Source organism: Ruegeria sp. C2, from assembly GCF_056537765.1.
In genome coordinates this window covers 374,483-387,883 of the sequence record NZ_JBQFRZ010000002.1, presented here as the reverse complement: position 1 = coordinate 387,883, position 13,401 = coordinate 374,483, and the positions used below count along the sequence as shown (strand labels likewise).

The 13,401-nt window shown below is 59.4% G+C and carries 15 protein-coding genes; 8 read left to right on the top strand and 7 right to left on the bottom strand.

All coding sequences use genetic code 11. The features are described 5' to 3' along the window. Positions 1 to 73: 73 nt before the first annotated feature. The 6 genes from ACR0IV_RS11620 (at position 74) to yddG (ending at position 5,574) form a co-directional block, all read left to right on the top strand. Positions 74 to 256 (top strand): hypothetical protein, encoded by a 183-nt coding sequence (locus tag ACR0IV_RS11620; protein ID WP_480470926.1) that lies wholly within the window; start codon positions 74 to 76, stop codon positions 254 to 256. A 94-nt stretch (positions 257 to 350) separates the two neighbouring features. Continuing rightward, complete coding sequence (locus ACR0IV_RS11615) at positions 351 to 1,184, top strand: EAL domain-containing protein (RefSeq protein WP_480470927.1); 834 nt, start codon at positions 351 to 353, stop codon at positions 1,182 to 1,184. A gap of 190 nt (positions 1,185 to 1,374) precedes the next feature. After that, positions 1,375 to 2,550, top strand: a complete 1,176-nt coding sequence (locus tag ACR0IV_RS11610; RefSeq protein ID WP_480659259.1) for an acetyl-CoA C-acetyltransferase — start codon at positions 1,375 to 1,377, stop codon at positions 2,548 to 2,550. A gap of 187 nt (positions 2,551 to 2,737) precedes the next feature. Further along, positions 2,738 to 3,460 carry an acetoacetyl-CoA reductase gene (gene phbB, locus ACR0IV_RS11605; protein ID WP_170353550.1) on the top strand — a complete coding sequence of 241 codons (723 nt, stop codon included), beginning with the start codon at positions 2,738 to 2,740 and terminating at the stop codon, positions 3,458 to 3,460. Between the two features lie 303 nt (positions 3,461 to 3,763). Further along, a complete protein-coding gene (locus ACR0IV_RS11600) occupies positions 3,764 to 4,711 on the top strand; it encodes a transcriptional regulator GcvA (RefSeq protein ID WP_480659257.1) in 948 nt (315 codons plus the stop codon). Beyond that, positions 4,708 to 5,574, top strand: a complete 867-nt coding sequence (gene yddG / locus ACR0IV_RS11595) for an aromatic amino acid exporter YddG (protein WP_480659255.1) — start codon at positions 4,708 to 4,710, stop codon at positions 5,572 to 5,574. Before ACR0IV_RS11600 ends, yddG begins: the two co-directional genes overlap by 4 nt. On the opposite strand, the gene ACR0IV_RS11590 is transcribed toward yddG, so the two are convergent. The 3 genes from ACR0IV_RS11590 to ACR0IV_RS11580 all read right to left on the bottom strand — a co-directional run bounded on the left by ACR0IV_RS11590 (position 5,571) and on the right by ACR0IV_RS11580 (position 6,839). After that, the gene (locus tag ACR0IV_RS11590) at positions 5,571 to 5,735 is read right to left on the bottom strand and encodes a YdcH family protein (protein WP_010443648.1); all 165 of its coding nucleotides are present in this window, start codon (positions 5,733 to 5,735) and stop codon (positions 5,571 to 5,573) included. The two genes, yddG and ACR0IV_RS11590, sit on opposite strands and share 4 nt — an antisense overlap. Positions 5,736 to 5,859: 124 nt before the next feature. Beyond that, positions 5,860 to 6,627 carry a tRNA1(Val) (adenine(37)-N6)-methyltransferase gene (locus ACR0IV_RS11585; protein ID WP_480659253.1) on the bottom strand — a complete coding sequence of 256 codons (768 nt, stop codon included), beginning with the start codon at positions 6,625 to 6,627 and terminating at the stop codon, positions 5,860 to 5,862. Then, on the bottom strand, positions 6,624 to 6,839 hold the full coding sequence (locus ACR0IV_RS11580; protein ID WP_480470932.1) for a putative signal transducing protein: 216 nt from the start codon (positions 6,837 to 6,839) through the stop codon (positions 6,624 to 6,626). Before ACR0IV_RS11580 ends, ACR0IV_RS11585 begins: the two co-directional genes overlap by 4 nt. A gap of 56 nt (positions 6,840 to 6,895) precedes the next feature. Here ACR0IV_RS11580 and ACR0IV_RS11575 point away from each other — a divergent pair, with 56 nt between their 5' ends. Further along, positions 6,896 to 7,894, top strand: coding sequence for a polyprenyl synthetase family protein (locus tag ACR0IV_RS11575; protein ID WP_480659251.1), 999 nt, complete (start codon positions 6,896 to 6,898; stop codon positions 7,892 to 7,894). On the opposite strand, the gene ACR0IV_RS11570 is transcribed toward ACR0IV_RS11575, so the two are convergent. From ACR0IV_RS11570 to soxR, 4 genes are all read right to left on the bottom strand, one after another. Then, a complete protein-coding gene (locus tag ACR0IV_RS11570; protein ID WP_480659249.1) occupies positions 7,887 to 8,708 on the bottom strand; it encodes a 4-(cytidine 5'-diphospho)-2-C-methyl-D-erythritol kinase in 822 nt (273 codons plus the stop codon). The two genes, ACR0IV_RS11575 and ACR0IV_RS11570, sit on opposite strands and share 8 nt — an antisense overlap. Further along, positions 8,698 to 10,353, bottom strand: coding sequence for a tetratricopeptide repeat protein (locus ACR0IV_RS11565; protein ID WP_480659418.1), 1,656 nt, complete (start codon positions 10,351 to 10,353; stop codon positions 8,698 to 8,700). The genes ACR0IV_RS11570 and ACR0IV_RS11565 overlap by 11 nt, the downstream gene beginning before the upstream one ends. A gap of 153 nt (positions 10,354 to 10,506) precedes the next feature. After that, positions 10,507 to 12,153, bottom strand: a complete 1,647-nt coding sequence (locus ACR0IV_RS11560) for an electron transfer flavoprotein-ubiquinone oxidoreductase (RefSeq protein WP_480659248.1) — start codon at positions 12,151 to 12,153, stop codon at positions 10,507 to 10,509. Positions 12,154 to 12,289: 136 nt separating this feature from the next. Next, positions 12,290 to 12,745 carry a redox-sensitive transcriptional activator SoxR gene (gene soxR / locus ACR0IV_RS11555; protein WP_480659247.1) on the bottom strand — a complete coding sequence of 152 codons (456 nt, stop codon included), beginning with the start codon at positions 12,743 to 12,745 and terminating at the stop codon, positions 12,290 to 12,292. 85 nt (positions 12,746 to 12,830) lie between these two features. On the opposite strand from soxR, the gene ACR0IV_RS11550 reads away from it, so the two are divergent. Then, positions 12,831 to 13,211, top strand: coding sequence for a VOC family protein (locus ACR0IV_RS11550; protein ID WP_480659245.1), 381 nt, complete (start codon positions 12,831 to 12,833; stop codon positions 13,209 to 13,211). The last annotated feature ends 190 nt before the right edge of the window (positions 13,212 to 13,401 follow it).

Sequence of the window (13,401 nt, the reverse complement as noted above, 5' to 3'; positions counted from 1 at the left end):
GAGCTTGGTTGATTTCCGGGCTCAGAGCTCCATATGAGACAGAAGTTTTGTATCCGTGCAGCCTGAGGCCATTATGACCCGCATCATCACTATCTCGACGTTTATTGGCCTTGCAGGGCTGGTAGTGGCAATGTTGGCGGCTCTGGGTGCGGGCGTATCTCCGGTTGCTTTGGCGCTTGGATTTGCAATGACCGCGCTTGGCATGATCGGCGCGGTGGTTGGTGCCGCCGGATACGCGTGGCAATCGGTACGCTGATCTGACGTGCGCGCAGAAAACTGAGTTTTCTTAACCGCAGATTCACTTGTTTGACCTGAAATCAGAGCCATTCCTTTCGTGGACAGGCTTGGATATGCGGGACAAGAAACTGGCAGACGTGCCCGAAGGCTCGGACAATCCGCTGAATGCGGCTGTGTCATCCCGGGATGGTTCGGTCGTGCAAATGGCGACCGAAGCGGTGAAACACAAACAATGCAAACTGGCCTTTCAACCGGTCATGCAGGCACAGCCGCCGCAGAATGTTGCCTTTTACGAAGGGTTCATCCGCGTTTTGGACGAAACCGGTCGGGTGATACCGGCGCGAGAATTCATGCCGCAGGTCGAAAACACTCCTATCGGGCGCGATCTGGATTGCGTTGCGCTTGAGATGGGATTGCGCACCCTGATCCGAAATCCCGGTATTCGCTTGTCTATCAACATGTCCGCCCGATCCATCGGCTATGCCGGATGGTCCCGCGTGCTGGACAGGTTTCTGAAAAAAGACAACAGCCTGGGGGAAAGGTTGATTCTGGAGATCTCGGAAAGGTCGGCCATGCAGGTGCCCGAGCTGGTGGTGGATTTCATGGACCGACAGCAGGCGCGCGGCATCGCCTTTGCGCTGGATGATTTCGGCGCCAGCAATTTCAGCTTTCGCTACTTTCGCGAGTTTATGTTCGACGCGGCCAAGATTGATGGTCAGTTCATCCGCGGAATTGCTCAAAACCGGGACAACCAGGCTCTGGTGCGTGCCCTGATCGCCGTGGCGCGGGAATTTGAGATTCTCGTAACAGCCGAATCGGTCGAAACCCCCGAAGATGCCGCCTTTCTGGTCGCTAACGGAGTCGACTGTCTGCAGGGCTTTCTGTTTGGCGCGCCATCGGTTGCGCCACCGTGGGCATCAGATAGTCAGGCAAAAACAGGTAGTTGAATAGTTGAAGGTGCGTCTTTTCGCACCGAATCCGGCACTGAGACAAGCTGACCGTTGCTGCACATGCAGCATTAAGGTATTGCAAAGAGACTGGAGCGGGGGATCACGAGGCGCTCTTGTTTTCGAGGGGTACCTCTCGACCTGCGCCGTCAGACATCCCGCTGGACCATGACGGTAAAGGATTGACTATATGACCAACGTAGTAATCGCATCCGCCGCCCGCACAGGTGTGGGCAGCTTTGGTGGTTCGTTTGCGAACACCCCTGCACATGACCTCGGCGCTGCGGTCCTCGAAGCGGTTGTGGACCGCGCCGGGATCGACAAAGGCGAAGTAAGCGAAACCATCATGGGCCAGGTCCTGACCGCCGCCCAGGGTCAGAACCCTGCACGCCAGGCGCATATCAATGCGGGCCTGCCGCAGGAAAGCGCGGCTTGGGGCATCAACCAGGTTTGCGGCTCGGGCCTGCGTGCCGTTGCCTTGGGTGCGCAGCACATCCAATTGGGTGATGCCGAGATCGTTGCCGCTGGTGGGCAAGAGAACATGACCCTGTCACCCCACGCCGCCGCCCTGCGCGCCGGTCACAAGATGGGCGACATGAAGTATATCGACACGATGATCCGCGACGGTCTGTGGGATGCCTTCAACGGCTATCACATGGGTCAAACGGCTGAGAACGTCGCTGAGAAGTGGCAGATCAGCCGCGACATGCAGGATGAATTCGCTGTCGCATCGCAGAACAAAGCCGAAGTGGCCCAGAACGCCGGCAAATTCGCCGACGAGATCGTGCCCTTCACCATCAAAACCCGCAAGGGCGACATCGTGATGGACAAGGACGAATACATCCGCCACGGCGCGACCATGGAGGCGATGGCCAAACTGCGCCCGGCCTTCACCAAAGACGGCTCAGTCACCGCGGCAAACGCTTCGGGCCTGAACGACGGCGCGGCGGCGACTCTGCTGATGTCGGCGGAGAATGCCGAAAAGCGCGGCATCGAGCCTCTGGCCCGCATTGCATCTTACGCAACCGCCGGTCTGGACCCGTCGATCATGGGCGTCGGCCCGATCTACGCCTCACGCAAGGCGCTGGAAAAGGCGGGCTGGTCGGTTGACGATCTGGATCTGGTCGAGGCCAACGAAGCCTTTGCCGCACAGGCCTGCGCCGTGAACAAGGACATGGGCTGGGATCCGTCGATCGTGAACGTGAACGGCGGCGCGATTGCCATCGGTCACCCGATCGGAGCGTCGGGCTGCCGCGTTCTGAACACGCTTCTGTTCGAAATGAAACGCCGTGACGCCAAGAAGGGCCTGGCGACCCTCTGCATCGGTGGCGGCATGGGTGTCGCCCTCTGCGTGGAGCGCGACTAAGCGTTTTGACATCCAGATAATAAAGGCGCCCCCTCCGGGCGCCTTTTTTGTACCACTGGGGCCTGGCCTCGAAGATGCGACGATATTGCCACCCGGAATTCAAAAACACGGCACGAAACAATATTGCGCAACACAAATCAGCACAGTAACAACATTACCAAGACGATTGAAATTGGAGGAATCCTAAATGGCACGTACAGCACTCGTAACCGGCGGTTCTCGCGGCATCGGCGCAGCAATTTCCAAGGCGCTCAAGGCCGAAGGATACAATGTTGCCGCCACTTATGCGGGCAATGACGAAGCCGCAGCAAAATTCACCGAGGAAACCGGCATCGCCACCTACAAGTGGAATGTTGCTGATTACGACGAATCCAAAGCAGGCATCGAAAAAGTCGAAGCCGAGGTTGGTCCGATCGACATTGTGGTCGCCAACGCAGGCATCACCCGCGACGCGCCGTTCCACAAGATGACGCCCGAGCAATGGCATCAGGTGATCGACACAAACCTGACCGGGGTATTCAACACCGTTCACCCGGTTTGGCCGGGTATGCGTGAGCGCAAGTTTGGCCGTATCATCGTAATCAGCTCGATCAACGGTCAGAAGGGCCAATTCGCTCAGGTGAATTATGCGGCGACCAAAGCGGGCGATCTGGGTATCGTGAAATCACTGGCTCAGGAGGGTGCGCGGGCCGGTATTACCGCCAACGCGATCTGCCCCGGCTATATCGCGACCGAGATGGTGATGGCAGTCCCCGAGAAGGTACGCGAGTCGATCATCGGTCAAATCCCGGCGGGTCGTCTGGGTGAACCGGAAGAAATCGCGCGTTGTGTGGCGTTCCTGGCGTCAGACGATTCGCAGTTTATCAACGGTTCGACCATCTCGGCCAACGGGGCACAGTTCTTCGTCTAAAGCGAAGGCATTGGAATGAAAACGGGCCGGTCCACCAAGGACCGGCCCTTCTTTTATCCCGTAAGACCGCGCGCGCTGCGGTCAGCGGGAACCGAATAGCCAGGACCAGAACCCTACAACCGCCTTGCCACGCTCTTCATGTGCGCGGTGAATGGCGCTTTGGATGGCTGGGTTTGTCGTCATCTCGATCATGTTGAACCCTTCTCTATCAAGGTGGATTTGTCTTGCCTTCAACATTACCTTTGATTTTAAACTGCACAAACGAGAGTTTTCGCCACTTCAGTTCAGAAATATTTAACCGAGATGTCCGACCGCCTGCCCCCTCTCACCGCTTTGCGCGCCTTCGATGCCGCAGCACGAAATATGTCATTCGCCAAAGCCGCGGATGAGTTGAACGTGACCCCGGCCGCGCTGTCCTTTCAGATCAAATCATTGGAGGAGCATCTGGGTCACCCCCTGTTTCGTCGCCTCAACCGCGCAGTGGAACTGACTGAGGCCGGGCGAACGCTTGCTCCGGGAACTGCGGATGGTTTTGCTGCGCTGCAAGTCGCGTGGCAGGCAACGCGGCGACTGCAGGATGAAACCAGCCTGACGGTCACCGCTGGCCCCGCCCTGACGGCTAAGTGGCTGGCGCCGCGCCTGTACGAATTCGCCCGGGCCAATCCGGGGATTGACCTGAAGTTCTCGGCTACATTGCGCAACATGGATCTAGAACGCGATGACGTGGACGTGGCAATCCGCTTTGGATACGGACCCGATGAGGGCCTGTATTCCGTTCCCGTCCGCAGGGAATGGCTGACGCCAGTGATGACGCCGGAACTGGCGGAACAGTTCCCGACACCCGAGTCTCTGCGGGACGCCCCTCTGATCCACGACGATTCGATTAGTTTTCTAAAACCGCGCTGCGATTGGCCTGCATGGTTCCGTGCCGTAGGGCTGGATTTCACGCCGACCCACGGCGCGCATTTTTCGAACGCGGATCACGCCATCGACGCCGCTGTGGCCGGAGTTGGCGTGGTGCTAGGACGGCGCGCGATGATCCTGAAAGACCTGACCGAAGGTCGTTTGGTGGCACCGTTCAAAGTGGCGCTGGAAACCGCCGGGCGCTTTCGCTTTCTGTGTCTGCAAGGAGCGGAAAAACGACCCCAGATCGCAGCGTTCCGCGACTGGTTCATATCCGAGATTGAAAAGACCGCGCATATATCGGATGAGTTCGAAATCATCCCGGTCGAGAAGGTGTCCACTGAATGAGTAAAATGGCTGCGACTGCAATCGGTTTTGTCGCTGTGTTGCTCTGGTCCTTGCTGGCCCTGTTCACGGTGGGCTCGGCCCCGACTCCGCCTCTATTGCTGAACGCAATCTGCTTTTCGATCGGCGGTATGTTGGGCCTGATCTGGACTGTTGCGAGTGGCGGCGTCGGGCAGCTTCGCCAGATCGCGTGGACCACCTATCTGTTCGGAACGATTGGACTTTTCGGCTACCATGCGCTCTATTTCTCGGCCTTGCGCATGGCCCCTGCAGCCGAGGCCGGGCTGATCGCCTATCTCTGGCCCCTATTGATTGTACTGCTGTCTGGCCTGCTGCCCGGTGAGCAGCTGAAACCTGGTCATCTGATCGGGGCGTGCCTTGGCTTTGCCGGGGCCGCCGTCATCATCACCGGTGGGGGCAGTGCGGGGTTTCAGATACAGCACCTGCCCGGCTATGGGTTGGCTTTGCTATGCGCACTGACATGGTCAAGCTACTCGGTCCTGTCGCGTCGTCTGGGCGATGTCCCTACAAGCTCGGTTGCGGTGTTCTGCGTATTGACGGCTATTGCCTCATGGATCTTGCATTTCGCGGTAGAAGAGACGGTCTGGCCACAGACCGCGTTGAGCTGGGGCTCAACCCTCGCACTGGGGCTGGGGCCGGTGGGCTTGGCGTTCTATGTCTGGGATATCGGGGTCAAGCGCGGGGATATTCAAATCCTCGGCACCGCCTCGTACGCGGCCCCTTTGCTTTCCACGCTGGTCTTGGTTCTGGCCGGGATCGCCGCCCCGTCCTGGGGTCTGGCGATCGCGGCTTTGTTTGTCACCGGTGGCGCTGCCATCGCGGCCCGCGCCAGCCTGAAGGCTTAAGCCGACAGGCGCTCGATCTCTTCTTTAAGCTTCAGCTTCTGTTTCTTCAGCTGGGCGATATGGAGATCGTCGATACCAGGTGAGCGTTGCGCTTCTTCCACTTCAAGACCGAGAATTTCATGTTTCTTCTTCAACTCCGTCAGATGTGCGCTCACGCTCATGGCGGTCCTCCTTCTCTGGTTTGTAAGTGTCACGTAAGAAGTTGATCACATCATTTCCAGCCTGTCACGCTGCAGTCGCACAGAATCTGTAATAAATCCGACAAATTCGGCTGGTCATTGCCGATCAGTCGAACAACCCCGTCAAAGCCGCCCCATCCCGCAACACAGCCGAGACCTGAGGCGTATAGCTTTCGCCATCCTGAACATGCCGGTCCCCCGTATGCAGCACCAGCGGTGCAAGCAGCCGGAATGCAGCGCGCCCACCTTTTCTGGCGCGCAGGATCACCAGCTCGGCCGCACGATTTATGCGGGGCGACAATGGCAGCACCTCGACCGAGCCTAAGCGACCCGCACAGCCTGCCAGCATATCGGGCAAACGGTCGGCTTTCTGAATCATGTGCAGATACCCGCGCGGAGCCAGCCGCCGGGCGGCAACATCGATCCAATCCTGCAACGGCGTATCCTCGCCCAATGCGGCCCTACGTCCCGCGTCTGTGGACGAGCTGTGTGCTCCGGCGCGATAATACGGGGGATTGGCAATGACGTGATCGAACTGCATCTGGCGCAGGTCATCTGGCAAGGCATTCAGATCGGCCTCGACCACGGTCAGTGCAGCGTTGTCATCCGCATTCCGGCGCGCCAGTTCCGCATATGCCTGCTGCAGCTCAACCCCGGTCGCCTGCAATTGCGGCACGCGGGCCATCAGGCATTGAATGGCGGCACCGGCCCCGCAGCCCAGCTCCAACACCGTCTGGCCCGCATGCACGGGGACGGACGCGGCCAGCAGGACCGGATCAACCCCCGCCCGATATCCCGAGCGCGGTTGCCATAACCGTACGCGGCCGCCCAAAAAATCATTGCAGGTCAGATCGCTGTCGGGAAAACTCTTCATCGTCCCAGCGGGATCTCATTGTCACGCATGACTCGCTCGGCACGGTTCAGATCGTCGGCCCGCACCATCAGGCGGCGAGGGAAGATTCCGATGCCACCTTCGAGGATGCTCATATTTACGTCCATCTGAAAGCAGTCTATATCCTCGCCTTCAAGGAGAGCCGTTGCAAAAGCCAGGATTGTCGGATCGGTACTGCGCAATAGTTCTTTCATGGGGATGGATGTAAGGGCAAGGTGAGCCGGAAGTCGAGCCTTGTATCAGGAGTGTGATGGACGTCGGCACAATCTCGAAACCGCATGAACGTCTAGCAGAGATGCTGGCGGATGAAATGGCAGCGGTCAACACGCTGATTCGGACGCGTATGGCGTCGGAACATGCCCCGCGCATCCCCGAAGTGACCGCCCATCTTGTCGAAGCTGGCGGTAAGCGCCTGCGCCCGATGCTGACATTGGCTGCGGCGCAGTTGTTCGGCTATTCCGGCGACCATCATGTCAAACTGGCTGCAACGGTCGAGTTCATTCATACCGCAACCCTGCTGCATGACGATGTAGTTGATGAAAGCGGGCAGCGGCGCGGGCGTACTACCGCGAACCTGCTGTGGGACAACAAATCCAGCGTACTGGTTGGCGATTACCTGTTTTCCCGCAGTTTCCAGCTGATGGTCGAAACCGGATCATTGCGGGTTCTGGACATTCTGGCCAATGCCTCGGCGACCATTGCCGAAGGCGAAGTGCTTCAGATGACGGCAGCCACTGATCTGGGCACGGATGAGGGCGTGTATCTGCAAGTGGTGCGCGGCAAGACGGCCGCGCTGTTTTCTGCTGCAACCGAAGTGGGTGGCGTCATCGCTGGCGCGTCTGAAGCCCAGGTCAAGGCGCTGTACGACTACGGAGACGCACTGGGAATTGCGTTCCAGATCGCTGATGATCTGCTGGATTATCAAGGCAATAGCGCGGCGACGGGTAAGAATGTAGGCGACGATTTCCGCGAACGTAAACTGACCCTGCCCGTGATCAAGGCCGTGGCGCAGGCCACCGCCGAAGAGCACGCCTTCTGGGAGCGTACGATTGGTCGCGGACGTCAGGAAGACGGCGATCTGGATCATGCCCTGTCGCTGATGGCGAAATACGGCACGCTGGACGCGACGCGCGCTGATGCCTTTGGCTGGGCCGCCAAGGCCAAGGCAGCACTTGCGGCACTGCCCGATCATGAAATCCGCAGCTTGTTGGGTGATCTCGCAGACTACGTCGTTTCGCGCCTCAACTAAGCGTCACGGCACGGCACCACCATTCTGGGTGCGCCGCGCCGATTTCATAGGCGGCAAAATGAGCAGCTTTCAGAGTTGGATAAAGCGCGAAACAGGTCGAGCCTGAGCCTGACATGCGCGTCAGAAGCACGTCTCGTGTATCGCTTAGCGCATCAAGGACATCCGGGATGTCCGGTGCCACGGATGCCGCAGGTGCCTCCAGATCGTTCCGCTGATCCAGCAGCCACTCAGTGCAGTCTTCCGGTGTTGCAAACGCGGGAATCATTGCAGGCATCGGCGCGTTGTCTCGACTCTGCAGAGCGGAAAAGACCGGCCCGGTCGGAACCGGGATACCCGGATTGACCAGAAGCGCGGGCAAGGGCGGCAAAGTAATCGGCTCGACCTGGTCGCCGATCCCACGCATTCGCCCCGCCGAGGCCTGGATACAGACCGGAACATCGGCACCCAGTGAAACCGGAACGGTGTCGGCCATTTTTGCCCCTTGGGCGGTCAAACTGCGCAGGACCGCTGCTGCATCCGAGGACCCGCCGCCAATACCGCCGCCATGGGGCAAGTGTTTTTCCAGTTGGATTTGCCCTGTCCACCCGGCGGCTTCAGCCGCCTGCCACACCAGATTGCGCGCGTCACAGGGCACGCCATCAGCGAACTCTCCGCTGACATCCAACGTCAAATCCGGCCCGGTGGTCAGCGTCAAACGATCTCCGACATCGGCGAAAACAACCAGCGAGTCCAGCAGATGATAGCCATCCGCGCGCTGGCCGGTCACATGCAGGGTCAGGTTGATCTTGGCGGGCGCAAACGCCTCAGCCTTCATTGGCAACCTTCAGGGGCTCAGCGCCTTCTTCCTGCAACACCACGTCCAGCCCGGCCTCGATCTTGCGGCGGATGCGTTCAGGATCGGCCTCGCCATCGGTGTCTTCGGGATCAATGAAGGACAGAGCGCGTTTCCACTGGAATTCGGCTTCGCGGGCACGGCCCACGGCCCAATAGACATCGCCCAGATGGTCGTTGACCACCGGATCGACCGGCATCAGTTCGACCGCACGCTCCATATGATCCACCGCTTCTTCATAGCGCCCCAGACGGAACAGGACCCAGCCCAGACTGTCGACGATATACCCGCTGTCCGGGCGTGCAGCGACGGCGCGTTCAATCATCTCAAGCGCTTCGTCCAGCTTTTCCTGCCGCTCAACCAGCGAGTAACCCAGATAGTTCAGCACCTGCGGCTGATCCGGGTTCAGCTCCAGCGCGCGGCGGAAGTCGGTTTCGGCCTCGTCCCAGTTCTTGAGCCGCTCGTGCGAGATTCCACGGGCATAGTGCAGGAACCAGCTGCCGCTGATGCCATCCTCGGTCAGATCAATCGCGCGGTCATATGATGTCACCGCCGCAGCATAATCCTCCTGCTGACGGCGCAAATCGGCCAGCGCTACATGTACACCGGGCAGATCGGGGTTTTGCGCGGCCAGGTTCTGCAGTACCTCGGCAGCTGCGTCTTTGCGCTCTGACCGGCTGAGCACTTCGGCGCGACCAAGCTCAGCGGCGTGATAGTCACTGCTTTCCGGCGGCACCTGACGATAGACGTCAACAGCCTGATCATATTGCTCAAGCCCGTCCAGCAGTTCAGCGCTCAGCAGAATGGCATCGATATGGTCGGGGCGCAGGAACATCGCGATACGGGCATAGAGCAGGACATAATCCGGCGACGCCTCGGCGCTGAGCGCGGCGCCAACCGAGAAGAACACCTCGGCCATGCCATCCTGCGCCGAGCCCACATGGGTAAAGGGCAGCGTTTGCCCGTCGGTCAGCTGCGCGACATAGTTTTCAATGGTCGGGTCGCTTCCGGCAGCAAAGACATCGTCAAGAAATTGCAGCGCATCCGTGTTCCGATCCAGCTGTGACAGAACCTCGGCCCGTGCCAGCGCGGCGCGGCGCGACAGCCGGGCGACGGTTCCGTCATTGGCCGCAAAGATCGCCTCGGCCCCTTCGAAATCGCCAATCGATGCCAGCGCCACGGCTTTGTGATAAAGCGCGAAATCCTTCAGACCTTCCTGCGTTGAAACAAGATCAAACTGCTCCATCGCTTTGGTCATGGCACCCTGGTCCATATAGGCCCAGGCGGCCATCAGCCCGTCAACCAGTGGGCCAACGCCTTGCGTCTCGGGATCACGGGCCAGAAGCTCTTCGAGCGCGCCATCTGCAATCAGGTTGGCGGAAATGACCATCCGCGCCGCCTGGCTCGGCAGGCCGTTGGCCTCAATGGTTTCTGCCACGGGCAGCGCGCGCTTGATCTGGCCAAGAGCAAGCCGTGCCACCACGACATTCTCAAGCAGCTTGGCGTTTTGGGGGTCGGTCTTCAGCGCCTGCGAATAATAGCGTTCTGCCGCAGGATAGTCGCTCTGATAGATCGCCTGCCGACCGGCCAGATACGAGCCCGTATCCGCCATCGCGGGAAGCATCATTGCTGAGCTGAGGATCACGGCCAGTGCCGTGCGTCGAATCAGGGAAACCACCGATATCTGCCTTGCTATCATTGAATGTACGTAAGCTAGGGCTTCGGCAGGCAAGAGGCAATGGCAGAGCCTTCACGACCCTGCCAGAGCCCGTCTTTTCGCTTACATGTTGGGATAGTTCGGGCCATCCCCGCCCTGCGGCGTGGTCCAGGTGATATTCTGGCTGGGATCCTTGATGTCGCAGGTTTTGCAGTGGACGCAGTTCTGGAAGTTGATGACGAATCGCGGACCGTTCTCATCCTCGACCATCTCGTACACGCCTGCGGGGCAATAACGCTGCGCCGGCTCATCGAACTTGGGCAGGTTCACTTTGACCGGGATCTCGGGGTCGGCTAGCCGCAGGTGGCAGGGCTGGCTTTCCTCGTGGTTGGTCGCCGCGAAAGACACGTTGGTCAAACGGTCGAAGGACAGCACGCCATCGGGTTTCGGGTAGTCGATAGGCTGGTGCTTGCTGGCATCCTCGGTCGATTCCGCGTCGTTCTTGCCATGGCCCAGAGTGCCCAGCAGCGAGAAGCCCAGCGTGTTGGTCCACATGTCCATGCCACCCAGCATTAGCGAGGCGGTCAGGCCGTATTTCGACCAAAGCGGTTTAACGTTGCGCACCTTCTTCAGATCGCTGCCGATGGCACCTTCGCGCACGTCGGTTTCATAGGCGGTCAGCTCATCACCCGAACGCTCGGCCTTGATGGCGTCATAGGCGGCCTCAGCCGCGGCTTTGCCCGACAGCATGGCATTGTGGTTGCCCTTGATGCGAGGCACGTTGACCATGCCCGCCGAACAGCCCAGCAGCGCCACGCCCGGAGCTACCAGTTTCGGCATCGACTGATAGCCGCCTTCGGTGATCGCCCGTGCGCCGTAAGCCACACGCTTGCCGCCCTTCAACAGGTCAGCCACCATCGGATGATGCTTGAAGCGCTGGAATTCCATGTAGGGGTACAGATGCGGGTTCTTGTAGTTCAGGTGAACCACAAAACCGACATAGACCTGATTGTTTTCAAGATGATAGATGAACGACCCGCCGCCTGCATTGCTGCCCAGCGGCCAACCCATGGTGTGCGTGACGCTGCCTTCCTTGTGCTTGGCCGGGTCGATCTCCCAGATCTCTTTCATGCCGACGCCGTATTTCTGCGGCTCTTTACCGGCAGACAGGTCGTATTTGGCGATAACCTCCTTGGATAGAGAGCCCCGGACGCCCTCCGACAGGAAGACGTATTTGCCGTGCAGCTCCATGCCCGGTTCGGTGTTGGGACCGTAAGAGCCATCGGGCTCCAGACCAAACACACCTGCCACGACGCCTTTGACTTCGCCGTTTTCGCCATACACCATTTCAGAGCAAGCCATGCCGGGGAAAATCTCAACACCCAGCTCTTCGGCCTGTTCAGCCATCCAGCGGCAGACGTTGCCCATCGACACGATGTAGTTGCCGTGGTTGTTCATCAGCGGCGGCATCGGGAAATTGGGGATGCGCAGCTTACCGGCCTCACCCAGCATGTAGAAGTTGTCTTCATGCACCGGAACGTTCAGCGGCGCGCCCTTTTCCTTCCAATCCGGGATCAGCGCGTCCAGACCGCAAGGGTCCAGCACCGCACCCGACAGGATATGCGCCCCCACTTCCGAGCCTTTTTCCAGTACCACGACATTCAAGTCGGCATCCAGCTGTTTCAGACGGATGGCCGCTGACAGGCCCGCGGGGCCTGCACCCACGATCACCACGTCATATTCCATCGCTTCGCGTTCAATCTCGGCCATCGCGGGCTCCCTAGCTAACTTTCCGAATTGGCGCTTTCACTGCGTGGTCGGCGCAATATTGTTTCACGGCTGATTACATGCTGAGAAAGACATAGGTCAATCGAAACACGGCGTAACAATGCCTCTATTCGACACTTCACGCCTCTGGCGCATCACCCATCAGGTATCTGGGGCCGCTGCCATGGGTTTTGGCCCGGTCATCGGGGTTGTAAAGCCTGCATTTGGGCAAGCTGAGACACCCGCAGCCGATGCATCCGTCCAGATTGTCGCGCAACCGTATCAAAGTATCGATTCGCGCGTCGAGATGAGCGCGCAACCCCTGACTGATGTCTTTCCAATCCTGTGGTGTGGGTGTTCGATTGCCCGGCAGGCCTGATAGCACTTCACGTATCTCGGGCAGGGTCAGGCCGAACTGCTGCGCAATCATGACGAAACTCAGCCGCCGGATATCGGCCCGCTGGTATCGGCGTTGCCCTCCGGCATTGCGCCAGGGCGCGATCAGACCTTGCGCCTCATAGTACCGGATCGCTGAAACAGCCAGCCCAGTGCGCCGAGCCAATGCGCCAATTGCAAGCCCCTCGGAAACCGCCATCTCATCCTCACAAATAATCCTTGACCTAAAGTTAGGTTTAGAAATTACGGTGAGTCGGGACAAGCCAAATCGTAAAGGAGCTCCCATGATGGCAACGCTTGAACACACTAACTTCACCGTCCGCGACCCCAAGGCATCGGCGGCGTGGATGCAGGACGTCTTTGACTGGAAAACGCGGTGGGAGGGGCCGGCCATAGCCGGCGGCTATACCGTGCATGTGGGCGGGCCCCACACCTACCTTGCGCTTTACAACCCGGGCAACCCAAAGCCACTGAACGACAGCAGCTATGACATCGTTGGCGGCCTGAATCATGTGGGCGTGCTGGTCGAAGATCTGGATACCACCGAGGCGAAGGTCAAAAAGGCCGGGTTCGAGCCGCACAATCACGCCGATTACGAGCCCGGCCGCAGGTTCTATTTCCGCGACGACAATGGCATCGAATTCGAAGTGGTCCAGTATGATTGAGCTGCTCTGGCTCGGAACCGACGCCCATCGCTGGCGGCGCGGTGACCTTCTGAGACACCGTCATAGGCGAGCTATGCCGCCGCCAAAACGGCGCTAAGTTGCAGGTTGCGCCAGAAGGCGCGCCTGCCCTCTTGCAATTCACGCCTCATTTGGGTCAGGTAATTGCCGACCCATCTTTCGCCCCGACGCT